This window comes from Pseudomonas sp. BP11-1-1, assembly GCF_052112105.1.
Classification (GTDB): domain Bacteria; phylum Pseudomonadota; class Gammaproteobacteria; order Pseudomonadales; family Pseudomonadaceae; genus Aquipseudomonas; species Aquipseudomonas alvandae.
Genome location: NZ_JAUTYU010000002.1, coordinates 411,086 through 435,210 on the forward strand (window position 1 = coordinate 411,086; position 24,125 = coordinate 435,210).

22 protein-coding genes are annotated in these 24,125 nt (G+C 60.9%); 6 read left to right on the forward strand and 16 right to left on the reverse strand.

Features of this window, described 5'->3' with window-relative positions; all coding sequences use genetic code 11:
• Positions 1-47 precede the first annotated feature (47 nt).
• Entirely contained in the window at positions 48-1,439 is a 1,392-nt protein-coding gene (locus Q7C33_RS05495) for an L-cystine transporter (RefSeq protein ID WP_334598477.1), read from the reverse strand.
• A 241-nt stretch (positions 1,440-1,680) separates the two neighbouring features.
• On the opposite strand from Q7C33_RS05495, the gene Q7C33_RS05500 reads away from it, so the two are divergent.
• Positions 1,681-2,736, forward strand: a complete 1,056-nt coding sequence (locus Q7C33_RS05500) for a phosphorylcholine phosphatase (protein WP_030138379.1) — start codon at positions 1,681-1,683, stop codon at positions 2,734-2,736.
• Positions 2,737-3,000: 264 nt separating this feature from the next.
• On the opposite strand, the gene ilvD is transcribed toward Q7C33_RS05500, so the two are convergent.
• The 6 genes from ilvD to Q7C33_RS05530 form a co-directional block, all read right to left on the reverse strand.
• Positions 3,001-4,842, reverse strand: a complete 1,842-nt coding sequence (gene ilvD / locus Q7C33_RS05505) for a dihydroxy-acid dehydratase (protein ID WP_323155191.1) — start codon at positions 4,840-4,842, stop codon at positions 3,001-3,003.
• A 258-nt stretch (positions 4,843-5,100) separates the two neighbouring features.
• On the reverse strand, positions 5,101-6,306 hold the full coding sequence (locus Q7C33_RS05510) for an MFS transporter (RefSeq protein ID WP_217860565.1): 1,206 nt from the start codon (positions 6,304-6,306) through the stop codon (positions 5,101-5,103).
• A complete protein-coding gene (locus Q7C33_RS05515) occupies positions 6,299-7,252 on the reverse strand; it encodes a diiron oxygenase (RefSeq protein WP_198796894.1) in 954 nt (317 codons plus the stop codon). Before Q7C33_RS05515 ends, Q7C33_RS05510 begins: the two co-directional genes overlap by 8 nt.
• Positions 7,249-8,331 (reverse strand): SagB/ThcOx family dehydrogenase, encoded by a 1,083-nt coding sequence (locus Q7C33_RS05520; RefSeq protein WP_217860564.1) that lies wholly within the window; start codon positions 8,329-8,331, stop codon positions 7,249-7,251. Before Q7C33_RS05520 ends, Q7C33_RS05515 begins: the two co-directional genes overlap by 4 nt.
• A gap of 407 nt (positions 8,332-8,738) precedes the next feature.
• Positions 8,739-9,935 (reverse strand): class I SAM-dependent rRNA methyltransferase, encoded by a 1,197-nt coding sequence (locus Q7C33_RS05525; RefSeq protein WP_030138377.1) that lies wholly within the window; start codon positions 9,933-9,935, stop codon positions 8,739-8,741.
• A 104-nt stretch (positions 9,936-10,039) separates the two neighbouring features.
• Positions 10,040-10,579, reverse strand: coding sequence for a type 1 glutamine amidotransferase domain-containing protein (locus Q7C33_RS05530; protein ID WP_030138376.1), 540 nt, complete (start codon positions 10,577-10,579; stop codon positions 10,040-10,042).
• Positions 10,580-10,757: 178 nt separating this feature from the next.
• On the opposite strand from Q7C33_RS05530, the gene Q7C33_RS05535 reads away from it, so the two are divergent.
• From Q7C33_RS05535 to Q7C33_RS05545, 3 genes are read left to right on the forward strand one after another with little or no spacing between them, the layout of a single operon-like run.
• On the forward strand, positions 10,758-11,627 hold the full coding sequence (locus tag Q7C33_RS05535; RefSeq protein WP_198796891.1) for an HDOD domain-containing protein: 870 nt from the start codon (positions 10,758-10,760) through the stop codon (positions 11,625-11,627).
• A gap of 30 nt (positions 11,628-11,657) precedes the next feature.
• Positions 11,658-12,470 carry a bifunctional DNA-formamidopyrimidine glycosylase/DNA-(apurinic or apyrimidinic site) lyase gene (mutM, locus tag Q7C33_RS05540; RefSeq protein WP_030138374.1) on the forward strand — a complete coding sequence of 271 codons (813 nt, stop codon included), beginning with the start codon at positions 11,658-11,660 and terminating at the stop codon, positions 12,468-12,470.
• A 54-nt stretch (positions 12,471-12,524) separates the two neighbouring features.
• Positions 12,525-12,845, forward strand: coding sequence for a multidrug transporter (locus Q7C33_RS05545; RefSeq protein WP_198796890.1), 321 nt, complete (start codon positions 12,525-12,527; stop codon positions 12,843-12,845).
• Between the two features lie 139 nt (positions 12,846-12,984).
• Here the strand turns inward: Q7C33_RS05545 and Q7C33_RS05550 are convergent, their stop codons facing one another.
• The 5 genes from Q7C33_RS05550 to Q7C33_RS05570 form a co-directional block, all read right to left on the reverse strand.
• The gene (locus tag Q7C33_RS05550; RefSeq protein ID WP_003206534.1) at positions 12,985-13,236 is read right to left on the reverse strand and encodes a YfhL family 4Fe-4S dicluster ferredoxin; all 252 of its coding nucleotides are present in this window, start codon (positions 13,234-13,236) and stop codon (positions 12,985-12,987) included.
• A gap of 133 nt (positions 13,237-13,369) precedes the next feature.
• Positions 13,370-13,849 carry a pantetheine-phosphate adenylyltransferase gene (gene coaD, locus Q7C33_RS05555; RefSeq protein ID WP_007897855.1) on the reverse strand — a complete coding sequence of 160 codons (480 nt, stop codon included), beginning with the start codon at positions 13,847-13,849 and terminating at the stop codon, positions 13,370-13,372.
• 115 nt (positions 13,850-13,964) lie between these two features.
• Positions 13,965-15,560, reverse strand: a complete 1,596-nt coding sequence (locus Q7C33_RS05560) for a GMC family oxidoreductase (RefSeq protein ID WP_407682970.1) — start codon at positions 15,558-15,560, stop codon at positions 13,965-13,967.
• Between the two features lie 145 nt (positions 15,561-15,705).
• Complete coding sequence (locus Q7C33_RS05565) at positions 15,706-16,251, reverse strand: hypothetical protein (RefSeq protein WP_030138371.1); 546 nt, start codon at positions 16,249-16,251, stop codon at positions 15,706-15,708.
• 26 nt (positions 16,252-16,277) lie between these two features.
• The gene (locus tag Q7C33_RS05570) at positions 16,278-17,708 is read right to left on the reverse strand and encodes a coniferyl aldehyde dehydrogenase (RefSeq protein WP_407682971.1); all 1,431 of its coding nucleotides are present in this window, start codon (positions 17,706-17,708) and stop codon (positions 16,278-16,280) included.
• 151 nt (positions 17,709-17,859) lie between these two features.
• On the opposite strand from Q7C33_RS05570, the gene Q7C33_RS05575 reads away from it, so the two are divergent.
• Together Q7C33_RS05575 and Q7C33_RS05580 are read left to right on the forward strand one after the other, a co-directional pair.
• Positions 17,860-18,531, forward strand: coding sequence for a TetR/AcrR family transcriptional regulator (locus Q7C33_RS05575; RefSeq protein ID WP_198796886.1), 672 nt, complete (start codon positions 17,860-17,862; stop codon positions 18,529-18,531).
• Positions 18,532-18,568: 37 nt separating this feature from the next.
• Entirely contained in the window at positions 18,569-19,423 is an 855-nt protein-coding gene (locus tag Q7C33_RS05580) for a sulfurtransferase (RefSeq protein ID WP_407682972.1), read from the forward strand.
• A gap of 146 nt (positions 19,424-19,569) precedes the next feature.
• Here the strand turns inward: Q7C33_RS05580 and Q7C33_RS05585 are convergent, their stop codons facing one another.
• The 4 genes from Q7C33_RS05585 to Q7C33_RS05600 are packed head-to-tail and all read right to left on the reverse strand — an operon-like array spanning position 19,570 to position 24,049.
• A complete protein-coding gene (locus Q7C33_RS05585; RefSeq protein ID WP_030137928.1) occupies positions 19,570-20,568 on the reverse strand; it encodes a hydrolase in 999 nt (332 codons plus the stop codon).
• Positions 20,569-20,599: 31 nt separating this feature from the next.
• Positions 20,600-21,211, reverse strand: coding sequence for a 16S rRNA (guanine(966)-N(2))-methyltransferase RsmD (gene rsmD, locus Q7C33_RS05590; RefSeq protein ID WP_030137927.1), 612 nt, complete (start codon positions 21,209-21,211; stop codon positions 20,600-20,602).
• Positions 21,211-22,701: a M16 family metallopeptidase gene (locus Q7C33_RS05595; RefSeq protein WP_407682973.1), complete on the reverse strand. Its 1,491-nt coding sequence runs from the start codon at positions 22,699-22,701 to the stop codon at positions 21,211-21,213. The genes rsmD and Q7C33_RS05595 overlap by 1 nt, the downstream gene beginning before the upstream one ends.
• On the reverse strand, positions 22,694-24,049 hold the full coding sequence (locus Q7C33_RS05600) for a M16 family metallopeptidase (protein WP_030137925.1): 1,356 nt from the start codon (positions 24,047-24,049) through the stop codon (positions 22,694-22,696). The genes Q7C33_RS05595 and Q7C33_RS05600 overlap by 8 nt, the downstream gene beginning before the upstream one ends.
• Positions 24,050-24,125 lie beyond the last annotated feature (76 nt).

Below are 24,125 nucleotides of genomic sequence, written 5' to 3' on the forward strand. Positions count from 1 at the left end.
GTGGGAGCGAGCTTGCTCGCGAAGGCGATCGATCAGGCGCCGCCGAGTCAAGCGTGCACCAACTCCCCATGCTCCTCGGCATCCAGCAGCGCCTTGTCAGTCTGCTGCATCACCTGGCTGGTGATCGCCCCCGCGGTGATCGAGCCGCTGACATTCAACGCGGTGCGGCCCATGTCGATCAGCGGCTCCACAGAGATCAGCAGCGCCACCAGTGAAACCGGCAAGCCCATGGCCGGAAGCACGATCAGCGCGGCAAATGTCGCGCCGCCACCGACACCGGCCACGCCCGCCGAACTCAAGGTCACGATGGCGACCAGCGTTGCGATCCACACGGGGTCCAGCGGGTTGATGCCCACCGTCGGCGCGACCATCACCGCCAACATCGCCGGATAGAGCCCGGCGCAGCCGTTCTGGCCGATGGTGGCGCCGAACGAGGCGCTGAAGCTGGCGATCGCACGGGGAATGCCGAGGCGGCTGGTCTGGGCTTCGATGCTCAACGGGATGGTTGCAGCGCTCGAGCGGCTGGTGAAAGCGAACGTCAGCACCGGCCAGATCTTGCGGAAGAAGCACAACGGATTGATCCCGGCCGCCGATACAAGCAGGCCATGGACCACGAACATCAAGCCCAGCCCCAGGTACGACACCACCACGAAACTGCCGAGCTTGATGATGTCCTGCAGGTTGGAGCCGGCGACTACCTTGGTCATCAATGCCAATACGCCGTACGGCGTCAGTTTCATCACCATGCGCACCAGGCGCGTCACCCAGCCTTGCAAGGTGTCGATGGCATTGATCACTTTCTGGCCTTTCTCGGCGTCATCCTTGAGCAACTGCAACGCCGCGACACCCAGGAACGCGGCGAAAATCACCACGCTGATAATCGACGTCGGCTTCGCTCGTGCCAGGTCGGCAAACGGGTTCTGCGGAATGAACGAAAGCAGCAGTTGCGGGATATTCAGGTCGGCGACCTTGCCGGCGTAGTCGCTCTGGATCACTTGCAGGCGCGCCAGTTCCTGGGTACCGGCCACCAGGCCCTCGGCGGTCAGGCCGAACAGGTTGGTCAGGCCGATGCCGATCAGTGCCGCGATGGCGGTGGTGAACAGCAGCGTGCCGATGGTCAGGAAGCTGATCTTGCCCAGGGACGAGGCGTTATGCAGTCGTGCCACGGCGCTGAGGATCGAGGCGAAGACCAGCGGGATCACGATCATTTGCAGCAACTGCACGTAGCCATTGCCGACCAGGTCGAACCAACCGATCGAGGCCTTGAGCACCGGGTTGCCTGCGCCGTAAATCGTATGCAGGGCGATGCCGAACACCACGCCCAGCACCAGCGCCAGCAATACCTTTTTTGCCAGGCTCCAGGTGCCGTGGCGGGTTTGCGCCAGGCCGAACAGCAGCCCGATGAACACCAACAGATTGAGTATCAGCGGCACATTCATGAAATAGCTCCGATAAGACTTTGCCAGCCGCCAAGCGCCGCGACTGTGAGCCGGAAAGCCTAACAGTCTGAAATCTAAAGAATTAATACTAAAAAAGAATGTTTACTGTCGCTTTTGGAATAAGCCGCTGGCGCCCAGGGACATGCCGCTGCCGTTATCGAGACGCAAGCGGTCGCCCACAGGCGAGATCTGTCACAGGCATTTGTTAGCGTCGAACTCTTATCAAATGGGAGTAATGCCGATGAAGCTCGTACCTCACTTGCTCGCTGTCGCTTTAGGCCTGAGCCTCGCCGGCCAAGCGCTCGCCACCGATCTCAAGCACTGGCCGGCGGAACAGGCCAAGGCCTTGGAGGCCATGATTGCGGCCAATGCCAACAAGGGTAACTACGCGGTGTTCGACATGGACAACACCAGTTACCGCTATGACCTCGAAGAGTCGTTGTTGCCATTCATGGAGAACAAGGGGCTCATTACTCGGGAAAAACTCGATCCATCCTTGAAGTTGATGCCGTTCAAGGACACGGCGGATCACAAGGAAAGCCTGTTCAGCTATTACTATCGCCTGTGCGAAGTGGACGACATGGTCTGCTACCCGTGGGTGGCCCAGGTATTCTCCGGGTTCACGCTCGAGGAATTGAAGGGGTATGTCGACGAATTGATGGCTTCCGGCAAGCCGGTGCCGACCACCTATTACGATGGCGACAAGGTAGTCCAATACAACGTCAACCCACCGAAAGTCTTCACCGGCCAGGCCGAGCTGTACAACAAGCTGATGGAAAACGGCATCGAGGTCTATGTCATGACCGCCGCTTCCGAAGAACTGGTGCGCATGGTCGCCTCGGACCCGAAGTACGGCTACAACCTCAAGCCACAGAACGTGATCGGCGTGACCACGCTGCTCAAGGACCGCAAGACCGGTGAACTGACCACGGCACGCAAGCAGATCACTGCCGGCAAGTATGACGAAAAGGCCAACCTGGGCTTGGAATACACGCCCTATCTGTGGACTCCGGCGACGTGGATGGCTGGCAAGCATGCCGCGATCCTGACCTACATCGACGAATGGAAAAAACCGGTTCTGGTGGCTGGCGATACGCCGAGCAGCGACGGCTACATGCTGTTCCACGATGTGGACGTGGCCAAGGGCGGCATTCACCTGTGGGTCAACCGCAAGGACAAATACATGACCCAGATCAACGGCATGATGGCCAAGCACGCGGCTGCCCAAGCCAAGGAAGGACTGCCGGTGACGGCGGACAAGAACTGGGTGATCGTCAAGCCGGAAGATATCCAGTAAATCTCCCGTCCCCTGTGTGCGAGCTTGCTCCACCCAGGGATACCAAGGAACCTGTGGCGAGGGAGCTTGCTCCCGCTGGGCTGCGCAGCAGCCCCAAGGTCGTCAGCTCATACATTGAGGTGAGGGGCGAATTTTGGGGCCGCTTCGCGACCCAGCGGGAGCAAGCTCCCTCGCCACGAAGATCACTTGGCTCAACGGGCCGAGCTGAAGCCCAAAAAAATGCCCCGCACTTGGCGGGGCATTTTTGTTTGCGGCTCGGGGCGCTTACAACCCGTCAAGCATCGCCTTGTTGCGCACCGCGCCCTTGTCGGCGCTGGTGGCGAGCAGGGCGTAGGCCTTCAGGGCCGTGGTGACTTTGCGCGGACGCACTTCCACCGGTTTCCAGCCTTTCTTGTCCTGTTCTATGCGGCGCTCGGCCAGTTCCTCGTCGCTGATCAGCAGGTTGATCGAGCGGTTTGGAATGTCGATCAGGACCTTGTCGCCATCGCGCACCAGGCCAATGGCGCCGCCAGCCGCCGCTTCCGGCGAGGCGTGGCCGATGGACAAGCCTGAAGTGCCGCCGGAGAAACGACCGTCTGTCAGCAGGGCGCAGGCTTTGCCCAGTCCCTTGGACTTCAGGTAGGAAGTTGGGTAGAGCATTTCCTGCATGCCCGGGCCGCCCTTCGGACCTTCATAGCGAATGATCACAATATCGCCGGCCTTCACTTCATCGGCCAGGATGCCGCGTACGGCGCTGTCCTGGCTTTCGAAGATCTTGGCGTTGCCTTCGAATACGTGGATCGACTCGTCGACGCCGGCGGTTTTCACCACGCAGCCATCCAGGGCGATGTTGCCGTACAGCACGGCCAGGCCGCCTTCCTTGGAGTACGCGTGCTCGACACTGCGGATACAGCCGTTTTCACGGTCGTCGTCCAGGGTTTCCCAGCGGGTCGACTGACTGAACGCGGTTTGCGTCGGAATACCCGCCGGGCCGGCCTTGAAGAAGTGATGCACGGCCTCGTCGGTGGTCTGGGTGATGTCCCACTTGGCGATGGCCTCGGCCATGCTCTTGCTGTGCACGGTCGGCAGATCGGTGTGCAGCAGGCCGCCACGGGCCAGGGAGCCGAGGATGCTGAAGATCCCGCCGGCACGGTGCACGTCTTCCATGTGGTACTTCTGGATGTTCGGCGCAACCTTGCACAGTTGTGGTACGTGACGGGACAGGCGGTCGATGTCACGCAGGTCGAAATCGATCTCGGCTTCCTGGGCAGCGGCCAGCAAGTGCAGGATCGTGTTGGTGGAACCGCCCATGGCGATGTCCAGGGTCATGGCGTTTTCGAACGCCTTGAAGTTGGCGATGTTGCGTGGCAACACCGACTCGTCGTTTTCGCCGTAGTAGCGCTTGCACAGCTCGACGATGGTCCGGCCAGCCTGCAGGAACAATTGTTCGCGATCGCTGTGGGTGGCGAGGGTCGAACCGTTGCCAGGCAATGCCAGGCCCAGGGCTTCGGTCAGGCAGTTCATCGAGTTGGCGGTGAACATGCCGGAGCACGAGCCGCAGGTCGGGCAGGCGCTGCGCTCGTACTCGGCGACCTTCTCGTCAGAGGCGCTGGAGTCGGCGGCGATCACCATGGCATCGACCAGGTCGAGGCCATGGCTGGCGAGCTTGGTCTTGCCGGCTTCCATCGGGCCGCCGGAGACGAAGATCACCGGGATGTTCAGGCGCAGGGCGGCCATGAGCATGCCCGGGGTGATCTTGTCGCAGTTGGAAATGCACACGATGGCGTCGGCGCAGTGGGCGTTGACCATGTATTCGACGGAGTCGGCGATGATCTCGCGGCTCGGCAGCGAATAGAGCATGCCGTCGTGGCCCATGGCGATGCCGTCGTCCACGGCAATGGTGTTGAATTCCTTGGCAACGCCGCCGACACGTTCGATTTCACGGGCAACCAGTTGGCCGAGGTCCTTGAGGTGGACGTGGCCCGGTACGAACTGGGTGAAGGAGTTGGCAATGGCGATGATCGGCTTCTTGAAGTCGTCATCCTTCATCCCCGTGGCGCGCCACAAAGCACGGGCGCCGGCCATGTTGCGGCCATGGGTGGATGTTTTCGAGCGGTAATCAGGCATGGAGCACTCCGGGCGGCTAATCAAAGTATCAAAGGGGAAGTGAGCTTCTGTTGACCTCTGGAACACTCGGGATTGGCGGTGTATCCGGAAGTGGCCGATGACTTTGCAGGATCGCTGCGCGCCTCGGCATGAGCTCATAAACCCGCCGGGGATGAATGGCGATGAATGCCACGATTCTACACCGCTGGCGCCAGGATGAAATGACGCAAAGCGCTGAATCGAGGCCAATGTCGCGCTCGGGATGACGACTGGCACGGTTCAGCCGGGCAACAAGCCCTTGCCACGCTGCCGGACCAGGGCATTGAGTACCAGCCCCAGCAGGCTGAGCAGGATCAGGCAGAGGGCCAGGGCCAGCTGTAAGTCCAGCGGGGTGAGGCTGATCACGGCACTGGTTATCCCGCCGACAATAAAGATCAGTACGCTACCGGCCGAGGCGGACGTGCCAGCCTGCGCCGGAAATATCGTCATGGCTTGGTTGTTGGCTGCCGCCCTGGCAATGGTCGTTCCGGCGGTGCAAACGATCATGGGCGCTAACAGAGTAGTGATCGACAAGCCTAGGTAATTGGCGAGCCCCAGCATCAGGAGGCCTGCGGCAAGGATCAGGCCCAGCCCCGTGACGATTTGCGCCTGTGGATCGACTCGATTGCTCAGCACGGACGCCACCGCGCCCCCACCGATATAGGCCAGCCCATAGCCCAGCAGTACCAGCGAAAAAGCCTCGGGTGATAAGTGCAACTGGTCGATCAGCACCAGGGGGGAAATGACGATGAACGAAAAATGGCAGGAAAAAGCCAGCGCCGAGGTTAACCAATAAGCGATGAAACTGAAGTCACCGAAGACCTTTCGATAGGATGCGATGATATTGAAACGCCTGGATTGACTGCCGGACGGGGAGCGTTCAAGCAAATGACAGGCGCTTGCGAATACGCCAATTGCCAGGGCAATGAACACCAGGAAGCTGCCGCGCCAGCCCATCCAGCTTTGCAGCCCGGTGCCAGCCAGGGGCGAAACGGAAATAAAAATCCCGCCGCAGGTGACCAGCAAGACTCGCAATCGCTGCTGTTCCTGTCCGGTGAACAGGTCTTGGATCAGCGCTTGGGACAGCACGAAACAACCGCACCCCAAGGCCTGGACGACACGGAAGAAGAGAAAGGACCAGTAACTGTCGGCGAGTACGCAACCTGTTGCTCCACCCGCTGAAATGGTGATCCCGATCAACAGCAGGTTTTTTCGTCCCATAACGTCGGAAAGCGGACCGATCAGCAGTTGCGAAAGGGCGATGCCCACCGCGAACAGGCTGACAGACAGGGCGATATCGGATGATGGGCTCTGAAAGTGTTCGGACAGTGCAGGGAACGAGGGCAGCACCACATCTATCGGAAACACGCCAAGCAAGGTCAGCGTCAGTAGCAAACCGACGGCAGCAGGTTTGCGGGTCTGCATAAGGATCTTGGTGTCAGCCATCGATAAACCCCGCTTGAGAAAAAAGCTGTCGGTTGTGTTCGTTGTCGAAGAAGCGCGCCTTCTTCATGGCTGCGAACGTCGATACCGTGCCGGAGCGAAGCCGTTGTATATGGGCGTCTGGTTGCAAGAGATCTGCGATGATCAGTCGGGATGACTGCTCGTCGAAGCCTACGCTGGCAAGGCTACTCATTAGCCAGGACGCGTCTGGTTCGAAATAAAGCCCTATGATCTCCAGTAACATCCTTGCGGCCTGATCGCGCTGTGGTGGGGCTAGGACGGCCCACAGAAACTGGAACACTTCGCTAAAGTAGCGACTGTGGCGTGCTTCGTCCTCAAGATGATTCCTGAGCATTCGGTACACCGTGGAAACCAAGCTTTCGCGGGTGATGGCCAGCAGCTCTTTGGCGATTATTGTTTCAGAGACGAATCCCATCAGGAACCATGCCAGGGGACGATGCTTCGAATGGATTTTATCGATCATGCCCAGCAGCCGTTCAATGCGTCTCGGCGTTTGACGATCACCGATGCCATACATGGCGGCGACCTGCTCGGCTACTTCATTGGAGAACAGCGCGTGATAGCCTTCATCGGTATAGAGCTGCAGCGCGGCAGTTTTCATCATGTTCGGAATCGTCACGTCAAGTTCGCCATGAACGATGGTCTCCACGGAACGGTTGACGACCCGGTGTTCCAGCAACGTGGTGTAGTCTAAGAAATACACTAGGTGATTAGCCTCAAGACGCTGGACGATGGAACGTCCAGCTGCCTTGATCAGCGGGTGTTCGATATAGGGGACGAAGGCCGGCGGGAACCAGTCCCTGACCCACAACTGTTGCTCCAGATCCTCGGGAAGGCGGTAGTCGTCCTTGCGCACGCGCACCGCTGCCTTGTTGTCCCAGTCGCCTAGGGTGTAGCAAGGCGTTTGCGTAAAGGTTGAGCCAGTCATGGGGTAATGTCCTGAGTATTGGCCAATGCCCTCAGTGCTTCGCAATGCACTTGCCCGTCGCCCCGGCCACAACCGACAAAAAACAATGGTTGCTCGGGACTTTCTTTAAGGCCCAGCAGTTGTTCCACCTTGCAATCAGTTAGCGCTCCGGTCAGCCACGTATCGAGTCCAAGACCGGTCGCGACCATCAGGAATACCTGAGACACGTGTCCCACTTCGATGAAAGCCATCCGATAGGTGCGGGAGTGTTCGTATTTCCACCAGAGTTTGTCGAATCGGGAGGTGAGGAATAGCCCGAATGGCAGCGCATTGATGAAATGTTGTCCGCTTAACAACAGGCCCAAAGGTTCAGCCGGTAGCGGGCCGATCAGGCTCAAGGCATGTTTATCCGGGTAATAAGCGTAGACACCGGCTTTCAACCCCTCGACGTTGCGCACGTAAAGGTAGCCATCGCAGGCATTCAAACCTCCACCAGAGGGACTGCTGCGTCGCGCGCCCAAGGCTTCCGGCTGGTCAGCTCCGGGAACGAAAGGTCGTTCGTTCAGGTAACCTAGCGTCAGATAAAGCAGGGTGCTGACCTGCTTTAGCGAAATGGACTCTTCGCTGAATGAGCGAGACGTGCGGCGGTCGACAAGCGTCTGCGCCAGAGAAACGTCCTGAAGGTCCTCCCACGAGCAGGGCGAAAGGAAAATAAGCTTGCTCAAGTCCGGTTTTATCTTGGCCGGAGGTGCTGGCGACTCGAGGACTTCGTTGCAATGTTCCAGATAAAGCTTTGCCCATTCGGTCACGTTTTGAGGAACAGTTTCGCAAGGAATATTTTTTGTGCCGATATGGAATATCTTAGACAATGAATCCCATTTCCAATCTAAAGGTTTTTTGGGCTCTGCTATAAGTATCCCAGCTTCTAATAGATCGATATCAATGGGATTGTGCTTGTCGAATAAAGTTGGGTCGCTAGTGAGTTGAGCTAGACGTGTAGAATAGTCGAGTTCGAGTTCATGCTGGGTGTGGTTTTCATAGTTCCAGACAATCTGGCATGGCGGGTGCGCAAGTATAAAGAGGCTCGGATTTATATGCATCGATTTTGACCCCGCAGTGGCTCATAAGTTGAATGGGGCTGAGTTGCCGGCACTCCTCGGCCCCACTTATTACTTACTTAGCGGCTTTTGGAATAATCAGGCTCGCCAGGTTTGCAATTTTATTAGCTTCTAGATGGATTGTTTTCATTGTTAAACTCCTTTGCTTTGTTGATGTGTTTTTTTTGTATGGATTGTCACTTGCGTCGTGACAGGTTGATCATAGTTATTAGTGAGACATTGGCAAATAAATTTTGAGTAGGAAAGTTCTAATAATGTCGTGGGGAGCTTCTTACAGAAACTTCAATGCAGTACTTTCCAGACGCGCAAAAAAATCGCAGCCAAGGCCGCGATCAGCATGGAATTCGAATGTGCGGGGCACAGCGCTACGGCACTGGCCCCGCCCGGCCTCAGCTGTTAGGCAACAACCGGCAAGTGATGCTCTTGATGTAGCGGGTTTCGGCGATTGCCGGGTGCACCGGATGGTCTGGTCCCTGGCCGCCGCGTTCGAGCAGTTGGATGTTGCGGTCCAGGTGACGGGCGCTGGTCAGCAGGATGTTCTGCAGGTCGTCTTCGGGCAGGTGCATCGAGCACGAGGCGCTGACCAGGATGCCGTCCTTGGTGAGCAGGCGCATGGCTTGCTCGTTCAGGCGGCGGTAGGCGCCTTCGCCGTTCTTCATGTCTTTCTTGCGTTTGATGAACGCCGGCGGGTCGGCCACGATCACATCGAAGCGTTCTTCGCTGGCCTTCAGTTCCTTGAGGGCTTCGAACACGTCGCCTTCGATGCAGGTCATTTTTTCGGCGACACCATTCAGTGCGGCGTTGCGCTCGACACCGTCGAGGGCAAAGGCCGAAGCATCGACGCAGAACACTTCACTGGCGCCGAACGCCGCGGCTTGCACGCCCCAGCCGCCGATGTAGCTGTACAGGTCCAGTACACGTTTGCCTTTGACGTACGGCGCCAGGCGTGCGCGGTTCATGCGGTGGTCGTAGAACCAGCCGGTTTTCTGGCCTTGGATGACTGGCGCTTCGAATTTCACGCCGTTCTCTTCGAGGGCGACCCATTCCGGCACCAGGCCGAACACGGTCTCGACGTAGCGTTCCAGGCCTTCGGCGTCACGAGCAGCGGAGTCGTTCTTGAACAGGATGCCGCTGGGCTTGAGCACTTGGGTCAGCGCGGCGATCACGTCGTCTTTATGGGCTTCCATGGTGGCGGAGGCGATCTGCACCACCAGGATATCGCCGAAACGGTCGACCACCAGGCCCGGCAGAAGATCGGAGTCACCGTAGACCAGGCGATAGAAAGGCTTGTCGAACAGCCGCTCGCGCAAGGACAACGCCACGTTGAGGCGATGCACCAGCAGGGACTTGTCCAGCGGCAGCTTCGCATCGCGGGACAGCAGGCGCGCGCAGATCAGGTTGTTGGGGCTCATCGCGACGATGCCCAGCGGCTTGCCCCCCGCGGCCTCGAGGATTGCCTGGTCGCCGGCCTTGAAGCCGTGCAACGGGGTGGCGGCTACATCGATTTCGTTACTGTAGACCCACAAGTGGCCGGCGCGCAGGCGACGGTCGGCGTTGGCTTTGAGGCGCAGGCTAGGCAGGGACATGACGTCGCTCCGGAAAAAAGAGCGGGAGTATACCGTGTTGCAACCGTTGCGGGGCTCGTGGTGGACATGCGGCGAGGGAGCTTTGCTCGCCTCGCCACCATGGGTCACGCGGACAATGCGCTGATCAGCTCGCGATTGAACGCCGGAATGTCGTCGGGTTGGCGGCTGCTGATCCAGGTTCCGTCCTTGACCACTTCCTGGTCGACCCAATTCGCTCCGGCGTTGACCAGGTCGTCCTTGAGGGTTTTGTAGCTGGTCATGGTCTTGCCCTTGACCAATCCGCTCGACACCAGCAACCAGCCGCCGTGGCAGATTACCGCGATGGGTTTGCCCGCCGCGTCGAAGCCCTTGACCAGGTTCTGGGCGTCGGTGTCGATGCGGATGGTGTCGGAGTTCTGCACGCCGCCGGGCAGCACCACGGCATCGTATTGGTCGATATTGGCGGCCTTGAAGGTCAGGTCGACCTTGAAGTCGTCGGCCGGTTTGTCATGGTTCCAGCCTTTGACCTGGCCTTCGCTGGCCGAGACAATCTCCACCTTGGCCCCGGCCTGCTCCAGCGCCTGCTTGGGGCCGGTCAGTTCGGCCTGTTCGAAACCGTTTGTCACCAGGATGGCCACGCGTTTGTCATTCAGGGAGCCAGGCATGAAAAATCTCCTCAAGCTGAGTAGGTAGGCTGCCGACCTAAGCCTGTATGCAGGCTTGGCTGTCGGCTCTACAAAATCCGAAGCCGAGGCTTTAATGAAAGTTCCGCCGAGCTACCCGGCGGTGTATCGGATTGCGCTTTAAGCGTTAGAATCCCCGCCTGGCCCAGAGTGCGTACCCATGTCCAAAGAGCTTTCCGCCGAACAGATCCAACAGTCCCTGCAAGGCATCAGTGTCCCGCCCCAGCCGCAAATCATGGTGGATTTGCAGATGGAGCAGTACATGCCCGACCCGGACCTTGAGACCATCGCCAAGCTGATTTCCCAGGACCCGGGGCTCTCGGGCGCGTTGCTCAAGATCGTCAATTCGCCGTATTACGGCCTGAGCAACAAGATCACCTCGATCCAGCGCGCGGTGAACCTGCTGGGCAGCCGTTCGATCATCAACCTGATCAATGCGCAGTCCATCAAGGGCGAATTGCACGATGACACGATCGTCACCTTGAATCGTTTCTGGGATACCGCCCAGGATGTGGCGATGACCTGCCTGACCCTCGCCAAGCGCGTCGGCCTGCAGAACGGTGACGAAGCCTATGCCCTGGGCTTGTTCCATGATTGCGGCATACCGCTGATGCTCAAGCAATTCCCCACTTACATGAGCGTGTTGGAGGAGGCCTACGCCAATGCCAGCGCCGAGTGCCGGGTGGTCGACACCGAGAACCGCGTGTTCAACACCAACCATGCGGTGGTCGGTTATTACACATCCAAATCCTGGCGCCTGCCGGATCACGTCAGCCAGGCCATCGCCAATCACCACAACGCCCTGGCGATCTTCAGTGACGAAACTTCGCGCAATAACAGCCCGCTGAAGAACCTGCTGGCGATCCTCAAGATGTCGGAGAACATTTGCGCCTCCCATCGCGTGCTGGGCAACCAGGCCGACGATCACGAGTGGGACAGCGTCGGGCCGCTGGTGCTCGATTACATCGGGTTGTCGGAATATGACTTCCAGACCCAGAAACAGGAAATTCGCGACCTGGCCACTCGTTGAGTGCCGGTGTTCGCCTGATTCGAGAACCCCATGCCAGAACTGCCGGAAGTCGAAACCACCCGTCGAGGCATCGCGCCCCATCTTGAAGGCCAACGGGTCAGTCGTGTGGTGGTCCGTGACCGCCGCCTGCGCTGGCCGATCCCGGAAGATCTCGACGTGCGGCTCTCGGGCCAGCGCATCGTGCAGGTGGAGCGGCGGGCCAAGTACCTGTTGATCAACGCCGAGGTCGGCACGTTGATCAGCCACCTGGGTATGTCCGGCAACTTGCGCCTGGTTGAAATCGGCATGCCGGCCGCCAAGCATGAGCATGTCGACATCGAGCTGGAGTCTGGCCTGGCGTTGCGCTACACCGACCCTCGCCGTTTCGGCGCGATGCTCTGGAGCCTGGATCCGCTCAACCATGAGCTGCTGATTCGCCTCGGCCCCGAGCCCTTGACCGACCTGTTCGATGGCGAACGGCTTTTCCAGCTGTCGCGCGGGCGTTCGATGGCGGTCAAGCCGTTCATCATGGACAACGCGGTGGTGGTGGGCGTGGGCAATATCTACGCGACCGAAGCGCTGTTTGCCGCCGGGATCGACCCGCGGCGTGAAGCGGGAGGCATCTCGCGGGCGCGCTATTTGAAACTGGCGATCGAGATCAAGCGCATCCTTGCCCATGCCATCGAGCGCGGCGGCACCACGCTACGGGACTTCATCGGCGGGGATGGCCAGCCGGGCTATTTCCAGCAGGAACTGTTCGTCTACGGTCGGGGCGGGGAGTTGTGCAAAGCCTGTGGCACGGGGCTGCGGGAAATCCGCCTGGGCCAGCGCGCCAGCGTCTGGTGTCCACGCTGCCAGAGATGATTTGTCCTACGGTCTATAGTCAGTTATCAGACTGCTTAGCCGAAGGATGGCCTCATGAATCTGCTTCGACCTATCGTTCTGGCGCTCTCGTTGGGTGCCAGTTTGCCTGCCTTTGCGAACACCGAGAGCGGTGACCCGCGCTACACCATCCAGAATCCGCCGGCCTACGCCATGATCGGCGATTTGCTGATTGCACGGCCGTTGCTGCTGGCTGCCACCGTGATTGGCGCCGGGGCGTTTGTCGTGTCGTTGCCCTTTACCGCGCTGGGCGGTGGGGTTGGCGATGCGGGGAAGGCGCTGGTGGTTGATCCGGCGAAGGCTACCTTCGTGCGTTGCCTGGGGTGTATCGGGGAGGGGTTTGAGCGGCAGGATTGAGCATTGGGCGCGGCTGACGCCCTCATCGCGAGCAAGCTCGCTCCCACAAGTAGTTTGCGTCAGCCGCCAATAATGTAAGCAGAGCAATCCCTGTGGGGGCGAGCTTGCTCGCGATGAGGCCAGTAGGGCCCCTGAAAATTCAAGCCTTGCCAGTAATCTTGCGATACTTCGCCATCAACTGTTCTTCAGTCTCCGGGTGCGCTTCGTCCAACGGGATGCAATCCACCGGGCAGACTTGCTGGCACTGGGGTTCGTCGTAATGGCCGACGCATTGGGTGCACAGGTTCGGGTCGATGACGTAGATCTCTTCGCCTTGGGAAATGGCTTCGTTCGGGCATTCGGGTTCGCAGACGTCGCAATTGATGCAGTCGTCGGTGATGATCAGGGACATGCAGGCTCCTGCCGGGGCATTGGGCCCGGGCATCTGAAAACGTATGGGCGCAATTGTGCCGCATTGGCGAGCGCAGTGCACGCGGGCGCGATGGACTGCGCCGTGCTGCGAGGCGACTCGCAGCGCCGGCAGGTTATTTCTTGAAACGCAGGGTCAGCGCGTCGGCCACGGCCGGATGGACAAACTTGGTGATGTCGCCACCCAACGCTGCGATTTCCCGAACCAGGGTCGAGGAAATGAAGGAATAGCGTTCCGACGGCGTCAGGAACAGGCTTTCGACGTCCGGTGCCAGTTGCCGGTTCATGTTCGCCAGCTGGAATTCGTATTCGAAGTCCGAGACCGCGCGCAGGCCGCGCAGGAACACGTTGGCGTTCTTTTCCTTGGCGAAGTGCGCCAGCAGCGTCGAGAAGCCGACCACCTCCACGTTGGGCAGGTGCTTGGTGACCTCACGGGCCAGTTCCACACGTTGTTCCAGCGGGAACAGCGGGTTTTTCTTTGGGCTGGCGGCGACGGCGATGATCACATGGTCGAACAGGCGCGAGGCGCGTTCGACCAGATCGCCATGGCCCTTGGTAATAGGGTCGAAGGTACCTGGGTACAACACTCGGTTCATCGCGTCGTCCTGGCGGGAGTGCGTTGGGGAGTCGGATGGTATCGCAGCCTTCTCGGTCGGCCAAGTCGGCTGTTGCGTAGAAAAGAACTATAGACGCTGCGAATGGTGCATATTTTCATGAATTTTTCAGGCGTTCGGCCAGATTCGACGCCAGTTTCGCCGTCAGCCCATACACCGACAACTGTGGGTTGGCGCCGATGCTGGTGGGGAACAGCGAGCCATCGTGGATCGACAGGTTGCCCAATTGGTGGTGGCGGCCAAGGCTGTCGGCCACGGCTGAGCCTGGATCTTCGCCCATGGCACAGCCGCCCATGACATGGGCGCTGCCCAGGCGCGTGCGGTAGAGGGCGAGGTCGAGCCCGTCGATCATCACCCGTGCCTCGGCCAGGGTTTTCACATAATGGGCATCGCTGTGCATCGGCATGACCGCCCTGGCCCCGCCGGCAAACTGAATCTCGGCCATGCTGTGGAACGCTCGGCGCAGACCGTCCCACGCATAGGGCGAAACCTGATAGTCGAGCACCGGCGTGCCGTCGCTGCGTAACTCGACGGTACCGCCGGGGCTGTCGGGGTGAAAGCCATCTCGCAGCAACGCCAGCATGGCGTGGGTATGGGGCAGGTGCGCCATGTGCCTGGCATTTTCCTCGCCGAAGCCTCCCAACAACGTGGCGGCCAGTGCGGGATGCAAGGGCGGCACTTCCAGCTTGTAGGACATTTTGCCGGTGACACCGTCCTGCCATTGGAAGTGATCCGAGTAGATCGATTGCGGCGCGCCGTAGAACGGATTGATGACTTCATCGAACTGGCCGGCCGACATGTTCACCAAATGCAGGAACGTACGCTTGCCCAGGCGCTCGTGAGGGTCTGGCGCATCGGAGCGCAGCAACAGGGCGGGACTGTTGATGCCGCCACCGGCAAGCACGTAATGCCGCGCCTTGACGGTGATGCGTCGCCCGGTCGGCGCCACGCAACGCTCGTCCATGGCTTGGCATTCGAGGCCGTCGACGGTGTCGTTCTTGATCGTCAGACGCTCGGCTCGCGCCAGGTAAAGCAGCGCGCCACCCTTGTCCAGCGTGGCAGGTATCGTGGTGACGAGCATCGACTGCTTGGCGTTGGTCGGGCAGCCCATGCCGCAATAACCCAGGTTCCAGCAACCGCGCACGTTGCGCGGGATGACGTGCCAGTTGTAGCCCAGTTGCTCGCAGCCCTTGCGAATCACGTCGTTGTTGGCGTTGGGTGGTATCAGCCAGGGCGCTACACCGAGGCGCTGCTCCATGCGTTCGAACCAAGGCGCCATTTCGGCGGCACTGTGACCTTTGACGTTGTGCTCGGCGGCCCAGTGCTCAAGGGTTTGCGTAGGCGTGCGAAAGCTCGATGTCCAGTTGATCAAGGTCGTGCCGCCCACCGCCCGCCCCTGGAGAATGGTAATGGCGCCGTCCTTGCTCATGCGCCCGAGGCCCTCCTGGTACAGGCTGGTATAGGCCTGGTCCTCGCGCAGCGTGAAGTCATGGCTGGTCTTGAGCGGGCCTTCCTCGATCAGCAGCACCTTGTAGCCGGCGGCGCTGAGAATCTCCGCCGTGGTACCACCGCCGGCGCCGCTGCCGATGATCGCCACATCGGCTTCCAGCGTCAGGTCCTCGGCCAGTTGCGCGCCGTTGTAGGTGGTCCAGCCACGGGCGAGGCCTTCGCGGAACGGGTCGGGTACGGGCATGTTCGGGGCCTCTTGTTGTGAGTAGGTTGCGACAGGCTCTTGTGGGAGCGGGCTTGCTCGCGAAGGCGGTGGATCAGCTTGCACAGGGGAGAATGTATAACTGCATTCGCGGGCAAGCCCGCTCCCACAGGGATTGGATCTTGCTTCAAACCACTGGCGGCCCTGGGTATCCGCAATGGCCCCAGGATTCGGGGCAGCTGTACCAAGCCATCATCACCATTTGCAGCAACGATCCGTGGCCTTGGCGCAACAAACTCAGCGAGCTGTTTTCCCACCGTGCCAGAAACGCTTGGATGTTCTCGGTGCTGGCGTTTTCCCACGCACCCCAGATCCCGGTCAGTGGCCCGCGAGTGATACCCAGCGTGAGCACATCGAAGAGCTGGCGTGTGAGCTTGAGCATGGACGGGGACAGATGCGCCAGGCCGCGATCCAGGCTCTGCAACGTGGCGTTGGTGGCGGCGTCGAGCGTTTGCGCCGTCACGGCGCCGTTCAGCATCACCGCAATGACCGCACGCAAAAATGGCAGGTCACTGTCACGCAATGCTACTAGGCCGCTGGCCGGCTGGCTGGTGGAGCAACCGCTCAACGTGGCTCCCAATCCGACCGTGGCGAGAAACGCGCCGGCGCCGAGGCTCAAGTGCAGCAAGCCCCGCCGCGACAGGGTGGGCGTATCGGTCAGGCTCGGGTTCATTATTGTTATTCCCCTGGGAAGCACTGTCAGCGGATGAACAGCTTCTGGATCAATTTCTGCAAAGGCTTGCCATAGGGCGGATAGATCAGTTTCGCGGCGTTGAACCGCTGCTTCACCAGCACGCCCTTGGCCTTGCTGAAGGTCAGGAAACCCTCGTGTCCGTGATAGTGCCCCATCCCTGAGGCACCAATGCCACCGAACGGCATGTCGTCCTGGGCCACGTGCAAGAGCGTGTCGTTCAGGCAGACGCCACCGGAATGGGTTTCATTGAGTACGCGATTCTGCTCGGCCTTGTTGTAGCCGAAATAGTAGAGCGCCAGCGGGCGAGGTCGCTGATTGATGTAGGCAAACGCCTGGTTCAAATCTGTATAAGGCACGATCGGCAGCAGCGGGCCGAAGATCTCGTCCTGCATGACGGTCATGTCATCCGTTACGTTGAGCAGCAGACTATGGGCCATGCGTCGGCCCTGGCCCTGGTCGAACAGCTCGATCAGCAAGGCGCCTTTACTGGTGGCATCACTGATGTTGCCGTTGAGCCGTGCCAGCTGTCGCTCATTGATGATTGCGGTGTAGTCCGGGTTGTCAGCCAGCGTCGGATAAAAACCACGGACCGCCTCACGATACGCCTCGACGAACGCCCCGACGCGGTTCTGCGGCACCAGCACGTAGTCGGGCGCGACGCAGGTCTGTCCGGCATTGAGGGTCTTGCCGAAGGCGATGCGCTCGGCGGCGTCCTTGAGTGGGACATCCTCGGACACGATGGCGGGGGACTTGCCGCCCAGCTCAAGGGTAACGGGGGTGAGGTTTTCAGCAGCGGCACGCATCACATGCTTGCCGATGCTGGTGGCGCCGGTAAACAACAGGTGGTCGAAGGGCAGCCGGGAGAACGCAACGCCGACGTCCGCTTCGCCCAGCACGACGCACACCAGGTCCTGGGGAAAGACCCGGGCCAGCAATTGCTTGAGCAGCAAGCCGGTGGCAGGCGTCGACTCGCTGAGCTTGAGCATCACTCGGTTGCCCGCCGACAGCGCCCCCACCAACGGCCCGATGGCCAGGAACAGTGGATAGTTCCAAGGCACGATGACTCCGACAACGCCCAGCGGCTGGTAGACGACCTTGGCCGACGCCGGCTGGAACGCCACGCCGACCTTGCGTCGGGAGGGTTTCATCCAGCCCTTCAGGTGCCGGCTGGCGTAATGGATGCCATGCAGGCTCGGCATCAGCTCGGCGAGTAGCGTTTCGTCTGGACTGCGGTGGCTGAAGTCCTGGCTGATCGCATTGATCAACGCCTGCCGTTCATTGCTCAACAGTTCGCGCAATGCCTTGAGCCATTGCAGGCGCTGTTCAGCCGGTGGCATCGGATGGGCTGTGTAGGCCAGGCGCTGGGCATCGAACAATGCTCGGAGCTCTTCCAGTTGCTGTTGGGACTCGTGCAGGTAAGCAACGTCGGCGGGCATGGTGGGCACCGGATTTATTATTGGAGTCGGTGCTTTCTAGAGCTAATACTCTAGAAAGTCAAATGAGGACCTGTAAAATTGCTTGGGTTTTATCCCGTGACCGATAGGTCGTAAGATGCCTCCCACTGACTTTTGAATTAAAGCCCAAGCCATGGCCCCACGAATAAAAACCAGCGAGCGCATCGTGCAGAACAGCCTGGAGTTGTTCAATCGGCAGGGCGAGCGCAGTGTCAGCACCAATCACATTGCTGCCCACATGGACATGTCCCCGGGCAACCTCTATTACCATTTCCCCAACAAGCAGGCGATCATCGCCGTGCTGTTCAGCGAATACGAAAACCTGGTGGACAGCTTCCTGCGTCCGCCCCAGGGCCGCGCGGCCACGGTGGACGACAAGCGCTTCTATCTGCAAGAACTGCTGTCAGCGATGTGGCGCTACCGCTTCCTGCATCGGGACCTGGAGCATCTGCTCGACAGCGACGCGGAGCTGGCGGCTCGCTATCGACGGTTCTCCCAGCGCTGCCTGATCCATGGCACCGCGATCTACGAAGGCTTCGTCGCTGCCGGCATCCTGAAGATGGACCGGGTGCAGATCGAATCCCTGACCCTCAATGCCTGGATTATCCTCACCTCGTGGGTACGTTTCCTCTGCACGACCCGGGAAAACTCCAGCCATCTGAGCGAGCAGGCGATCAAGCGCGGTGTCTATCAAGTGCTGGTGCTGGAGGCGGGTTTTGTGACCGACGGAGCCCGTGAAGCGGTGGATGATCTGTTCAAAGAGTTTTACGTCCCGCTGGCCCAGACCCTTGAGGAGGGGCAGTAGGTTCGGCCCTCCCTTGTTTCAATCTCAGGAGCTCACCATGCCCATCGCGCAACTTATCAGCCCCCAGGCCCTTGAAGAGAGGCGGTCGCAACCCGGGTTGGTCATCCTTGATTGTCGTTTTGCCCTGGATGATCCGGACTATGGCCAGCGCAGTTACGCCGAGGGCCATATCGCCGGTGCGTCGTTCGCGGACCTGGAGCGGGATTTGAGCGGGCCGGTTCTAAAGGGTGTGACCGGGCGCCACCCTTTGCCCGGTCCTGGCGCCTTGATCGCGCGCCTCCAGAGCTGGGGCATCAACAACGACAGCGACATCGTGCTGTATGACGATGGCCCCGGTGCCTATGCCGCCCGGGCCTGGTGGCTGCTGGCCTGGCTGGGCAAGCGGGACGGCGTGTATCTCCTCGACGGAGGACTCAAGGCCTGGCACGCGGCCGGCTTGCCCCTGAGCCTGGATCCGCCTGCCACGTCGGCCGGGACCTTCAGTGGTTCGCCGGATGCGGATTTGCTGGTCGATGCCGACACGCTGCAGCAACGCCTTGGCCAGCCGGACATGACCTTGCTGGACGCACGAGCGCTGCCGCGCTTCAAGGGCGAAGTCGAGCCGATCGACCCGGTGGCCGGACACATCCCGGGAGCGCAATGCGCGGCCTTCACCGATAACCTCGGCGCGGATGGCCGGTTCCTGCCGGCCGACCAGCTCAAGCAGCGCTTCGCCGAAAAACTGGGCGATCGCTCGCCGACTGGGCTGGTGGCCTACTGCGGCTCTGGCGTGACGGCGTGCCATAACCTGTTTGCCTTGAGCCTGGCCGGGTATACCTTGGGGCGGCTGTACGCTGGCTCGTGGAGTGAGTGGATCAATGATCCTCAGCGCGGTGTGGCGAAGGGCGAGTAACAGCTGCTCAGGGGCAATGTGGGAGGGTCAATGTGGGAGCGAGCTTGCTCGCGATGACGGTGCGTCAGTCAAATTCAATGCGGCTGACCACCGCTATCGCGAGCAAGCTCGCTCCCACATGGGCTTTGGGCAGATTCGTGTCTTAGTCACCCGCGACCCAGGCTGGCCAGCCAATCCGGAATGCGCCGTTCCAGGTAATACCCTGGACACCGCAAGGTTCCATCGACAAACCCCACATGCCCACCCCTGGCGTGCAGCTCGAATTGGGTCGAGGTTGATAACTCGCCGGGTTCGGGCAGGCTGTGGGGGAACACGAACGGATCGTCGGCGGCCTGGATGACCAGGGTCGGCGTGCTGATATCCGCCAGGAAGTAACGGCTGGAGGCACGACGGTAATAATCCGCTGCGTCGGAAAACCCATGCAGCGGCGCCGTTACCCGGCCATCGAAATCCCAGAAGGTGCGCATGTTCTCCAGCGGGCCAAGCGCCGCCAGGGTTGCCAGGCCCTCATGACGTCCGTCGTGCAGGAACTGGCGTTGCTTGTTGCGCACATAGGCCACCAGTTGCCGCATGAAGTGCGCCTGGTAGAACTTGGAAAATCCCTGGCCGATGCGATCGGCGCACTGGTCGAGGCGAAACGGCACCGAGACCGCCACCGCGCCTTGCAACTGGCTGTTGCTGCCGGTTTCCCCCAAGTGCTTGAGCAACACATTGCCGCCCAGTGAATAACCCACTGCAAACAATGGCGCCAAGGGTCGCCGGGCTCGTAGATGAGCAAGGGCGGCTGCCAAATCTTCGCTGACGCCAGAGTGATAGCTGCGGGGCAACAGGTTCGGCTCGCCCGAGCAACCGCGCCAGTTCAAGGCTGCACTGGCCCAGCCCTGGCGATCGAGAGCCTGCTGCAAACCGGCCACGTAAGGGGAGTTGGAAGAGCCCGTCAACCCATGAAGCACCAGTACCAATGGCGCTTCGGCGCTGTGGGGGCCGTACCAGTCGAGATCGAGGAAATCGCCATCCTCGAGCCACAAGCGCTCGCGTTGACGAGCGATGTGCGTGGTCTTGCGCCACAAGGGGCCCCACAAGGTTTGCAGGTGAGGATTGCCGAGCCCCGGAGCCGGGGCGAAACGTTCAGATGCGGCGGACATCATTATTATTCTCGATGCACTGGTCAGCCGTTCAGCCAATGTCCTTTGTCAGACGCTGCCACAAGGCGTAATACACCCGTCCGGATTTCTGCTCGCGGTGCAAGCGCCAGTTGCCCGGCAAGCCCAGGGTGGACGGGGCGGTTTCGCTTTCAGTGTAGACCCAGGCATCCTCGGCCAGCCACTGACGTTCCTCGAGCAAGGCGCAGACCGCCGGCAACAGGTTCTGGTTGAAAGGCGGGTCTAGAAACACCAGGTCGAAGGCCGTCGCCGGTTGGCTGTCAAGGTAGCGCAACGCATCGGCGGTTTGCACCTGGCCAACGGTGCAACGCAGGGTCCCCAGGTGTTCCTTCAGGCTGGAAACCGCCACGTTGCTGGCGTCCAGCGCCTGGCCCATGGCGGCGCCACGGGACAGCGCCTCGAGAAACAGCGCACCGCTGCCGGCAAACGGGTCGAGGACCTTGGCGCCCGCCACGTAAGGGGCGAGCCAGTTGAACAGGGTTTCGCGCACTCGGTCCGGGGTCGGCCGCAGGCCAGGGGCATCGGGGAAACTCAGGCGCCTGCTGCGCCATTCGCCGCCAATGATACGCAACTGGTTCACGCCGTTGTGCGCGGGTTTCTTGCTGGGATTGGATGGGCGGGCCATTAATGCTCCGGGACCCCGAGCGGCTGCTCGGCAGGTTTGTCAGTGGGGGCCGGCAACGGCTTTTGCGGCACGCTCGGGCCAGCGGTGACGATGACCATCTTGTCGGTGCTCAGATGTTTGTTCAGTGCGGTCTTCACCTGCTCAACCGTCAGTTCCTGGGTTTGACGCATGAAGTCTTCCAGGTAGCTCAGCGGCAAGTCATAGAAACCCATGGCGCCGAGCTGGCCGACGATGTCGGCATTGCTGGCGGTGGACAGTGGGAAGCTGCCGGCCAGTTCGCGCTTGGCGTCTTCGAGTTCCTTCTGGGTCGGGCCATTCTTGAGGTAATCGGCGAACACGTCCTGAACCAGCTTCAAAGTGCCCTCGCTCATCTCCGCGCGGGTTTGCAGGTTGATCATGAACGGGCCACGGGCTTGCATCGCCGTGAAGCCGGAGTAGACGCCATAGGTCAGGCCGCGCTTCTCGCGCACTTCCGTCATCAATCGCGTACCGAAACCACCGCCACCGAGGATCTGGTTGCCGAGGGTAACGGCCGCGTAATCCGGGTCGTCGCGGTCGATGCCCAGTTGCGCGAGCATCAGGTTGGTCTGCTTGGACGGGAATTCGATATGGCCGATGCTCGCCTTCGGCTCCGCCGGTGCGGGGGTTTTCGCCAGGGCCGGACCTTTGGGCAGCGCGGCGGAGACCTGGCTGGCAACGGCTTCGGCCTCGGCGCGGGACAAATCACCCACCAGCGCAATCACGGCGTTACCGGCGGCGTAGGCCTTGGCGTGGAAGGCCCGGGCCTGGGCCAGGGTGATCGGCGGAATGCTGTCGGCGGTGCCATCGCTGGAATGGGCATACGGATGCTCGCCGTACAGGCGCTTCATCAGCTCCAGGCCCGCCAATTTGCCGGGATTCTGCTTCTGGTACTCGAAGCCGTCGAGCATCTGGTTCTTGATCCGGGCGAAGGAGTCGGCGGGGAAGGTCGGTTTGCCGACCACTTCGGCGAACAGCTTCAACGCCGGCTCACGCTTGTCCGCTGCGCTGAGGCTGCGCAGGGACGCCACGGCCATGTCACGGTAGGCGCCGTTGCCGAAGTCCGCGCCGAGGCTTTCGAAGCCTTGGGCAATCGCGCTGACGTCCTTGCCGGCTACGCCTTCGTTGAGCATGGCGTTGGTCAGCAGGGCGAGGCCGGGGGCGTCGCCGTCCTGGCTGCTGCCGGCGGCGAAGGTCAGGCGCAGGTCGAACATCGGCAGCTCGCGGGCTTCGACGAACAGCACCTTGGCGCCGTCGGCGGTTTTCCAGGTCTGCACGTCTAGCTGGCGCCGACTGGGCGCCTTGTCGTTCAGTTCGGCCAGGGATTGCAGTTTGCTGCTGGACTTGGCTTTGTCCAATGCCTGGCTGGCCTTGGGGGCGCTTGAAGGTGTCAGGTAAAAGGCCAGGGCGCCGACCAGGGCGATCAAGACCAGGCCGATCAGCACCAGGCGCGATGATTTGCGCTCACTCATGAGCTTTCTCCTCGGGCAGGACGTGCGCAACGCTCAGGCGCGAGCGGGTGAAATACAGCTGGGCTGCCTTCTGGATATCCTGCGGGGTCACGCTTTGCAGTTCGGCGAGTTCGCTGTCCATCAGTTTCCAGGACAAGCCGACGGTTTCCAGCTGGCCGATGGCGGTGGCCTGGCTGGTGATCGAGTCGCGCTCATACACCAGGCCTGCGATGACCTGGGCGCGGACGCGTTCCAGCTCCTCGGCGGTCGGTGCGGTGGTTTTCAGCTGTTCAAGCAAGCGCCACAAGCCCGCTTCGGCCTGGGCGAGGGTCTTGTTTTTCTGCGTGTTGGGCGTTGCCGACAAGGTGAACAGCGTGTCGCCGCGGGTAAAGGCGTCGTAGTTCGACGAGCCGCCGGACACCAACTCTTCGCCGCGCTCCAGCTGGGTCGGGATCCGGCCGCTGTAGCCGCCATCCAGCAGGGCCGAGATCAGCCGCAGCGCGTTGACCGACGCCTTGTCCGTCGCGGTGGCGATGCTTGGCACATTGAAGGCCAGCATCACGCTGGGCAGTTGGGTCTGCACATGCAGGGTAATCTGGCGTTCGCCGGGTTCGGCCAGCTCCAGGGGGATTTTCGCGACCGGCACCGGGCGCCGGGCAATCGGACCGAAATAACGCTGGGCCAGGGATTTGACCTCGTCTGGCGTCACGTCGCCGACCACCACCAGCGTGGCGTTGTTCGGGGTGTACCAGGACTCGTACCAGTGGCGCAGCTCCTCGACAGTCATCCGATCCAGGTCGGCCATCCAGCCGATCGTCGGCGTGTGGTAGCCGCTGGCCGGGTACGCCATGGCCTTGAAGCGTTCGAAGGCCTTGGACATCGGCTTGTCATCGGTGCGCATGCGGCGCTCTTCCTTGATGACTTCGATCTCGCGGCTGAACTCTTCTGGCGGCAGGCGCAGGCTGGCCATGCGGTCGGCTTCCAGTTCGAAGGCCACGCCCAGGCGATCGCGCGCCAGCACTTGGTAGTAGGCGGTGAAATCGTCGCTGGTGAAGGCATTTTCTTCGGCACCGAGGTCGCGCAGGATCAGCGACGCCTCGCCGGGGCCGACTTTCTCGCTGCCCTTGAACATCATGTGTTCCAGGGCATGGGACAAACCGGTCTGGCCCGGTGTTTCGTAGCTGGAACCGACCTTGTACCAGACCTGGGATACCACCACCGGCGCGCGATGGTCTTCGCGAACGACGACCTTCAGGCCGTTGTCGAGGGTAAATTCGTGGGTGGGTTGTGGATCGGCAGCAAGGGCTGAAAAAGGCAGGCAGACCGTGCCGAGCAGCAGGCCAGCGGCGCAGCGGGCAAGAGCATTCATTCGTGTTTAAACCTGTTGGGCTGCCTGCCGGGTCTTAGCCGCAGCAGGCGAGGAGGTGCTAGGATAACGGTCCGTT

Bases quoted from the DNA above. Each gene is read 5' to 3' on its own strand.
- Q7C33_RS05500 (WP_030138379.1), top strand. From the start codon at position 1,681: ATGAAGCTCGTACCTCACTTGCTCGCTGTCGCTTTAGGCCTGAGCCTC.
- Q7C33_RS05570 (WP_407682971.1), bottom strand. From the start codon at position 17,708: ATGCCCGCCGACGTTGCTTACCTGCACGAGTCCCAACAGCAACTGGAA.
- ilvD (WP_323155191.1), bottom strand. From the start codon at position 4,842: ATGCCTGATTACCGCTCGAAAACATCCACCCATGGCCGCAACATGGCC.
- Q7C33_RS05600 (WP_030137925.1), bottom strand. From the start codon at position 24,049: ATGAATGCTCTTGCCCGCTGCGCCGCTGGCCTGCTGCTCGGCACGGTC.
- Q7C33_RS05595 (WP_407682973.1), bottom strand. From the start codon at position 22,701: ATGAGTGAGCGCAAATCATCGCGCCTGGTGCTGATCGGCCTGGTCTTG.
- rsmD (WP_030137927.1), bottom strand. From the start codon at position 21,211: ATGGCCCGCCCATCCAATCCCAGCAAGAAACCCGCGCACAACGGCGTG.
- Q7C33_RS05520 (WP_217860564.1), bottom strand. From the start codon at position 8,331: ATGCATATAAATCCGAGCCTCTTTATACTTGCGCACCCGCCATGCCAG.
- Q7C33_RS05545 (WP_198796890.1), top strand. From the start codon at position 12,525: ATGAATCTGCTTCGACCTATCGTTCTGGCGCTCTCGTTGGGTGCCAGT.
- coaD (WP_007897855.1), bottom strand. From the start codon at position 13,849: ATGAACCGAGTGTTGTACCCAGGTACCTTCGACCCTATTACCAAGGGC.
- Q7C33_RS05580 (WP_407682972.1), top strand. From the start codon at position 18,569: ATGCCCATCGCGCAACTTATCAGCCCCCAGGCCCTTGAAGAGAGGCGG.
- Q7C33_RS05585 (WP_030137928.1), bottom strand. From the start codon at position 20,568: ATGTCCGCCGCATCTGAACGTTTCGCCCCGGCTCCGGGGCTCGGCAAT.
- Q7C33_RS05560 (WP_407682970.1), bottom strand. From the start codon at position 15,560: ATGCCCGTACCCGACCCGTTCCGCGAAGGCCTCGCCCGTGGCTGGACC.
- mutM (WP_030138374.1), top strand. From the start codon at position 11,658: ATGCCAGAACTGCCGGAAGTCGAAACCACCCGTCGAGGCATCGCGCCC.
- Q7C33_RS05515 (WP_198796894.1), bottom strand. From the start codon at position 7,252: ATGACTGGCTCAACCTTTACGCAAACGCCTTGCTACACCCTAGGCGAC.
- Q7C33_RS05575 (WP_198796886.1), top strand. From the start codon at position 17,860: ATGGCCCCACGAATAAAAACCAGCGAGCGCATCGTGCAGAACAGCCTG.
- Q7C33_RS05510 (WP_217860565.1), bottom strand. From the start codon at position 6,306: ATGGCTGACACCAAGATCCTTATGCAGACCCGCAAACCTGCTGCCGTC.
- Q7C33_RS05535 (WP_198796891.1), top strand. From the start codon at position 10,758: ATGTCCAAAGAGCTTTCCGCCGAACAGATCCAACAGTCCCTGCAAGGC.
- Q7C33_RS05550 (WP_003206534.1), bottom strand. From the start codon at position 13,236: ATGTCCCTGATCATCACCGACGACTGCATCAATTGCGACGTCTGCGAA.
- Q7C33_RS05495 (WP_334598477.1), bottom strand. From the start codon at position 1,439: ATGAATGTGCCGCTGATACTCAATCTGTTGGTGTTCATCGGGCTGCTG.
- Q7C33_RS05530 (WP_030138376.1), bottom strand. From the start codon at position 10,579: ATGCCTGGCTCCCTGAATGACAAACGCGTGGCCATCCTGGTGACAAAC.
- Q7C33_RS05525 (WP_030138377.1), bottom strand. From the start codon at position 9,935: ATGTCCCTGCCTAGCCTGCGCCTCAAAGCCAACGCCGACCGTCGCCTG.
- Q7C33_RS05565 (WP_030138371.1), bottom strand. From the start codon at position 16,251: ATGAACCCGAGCCTGACCGATACGCCCACCCTGTCGCGGCGGGGCTTG.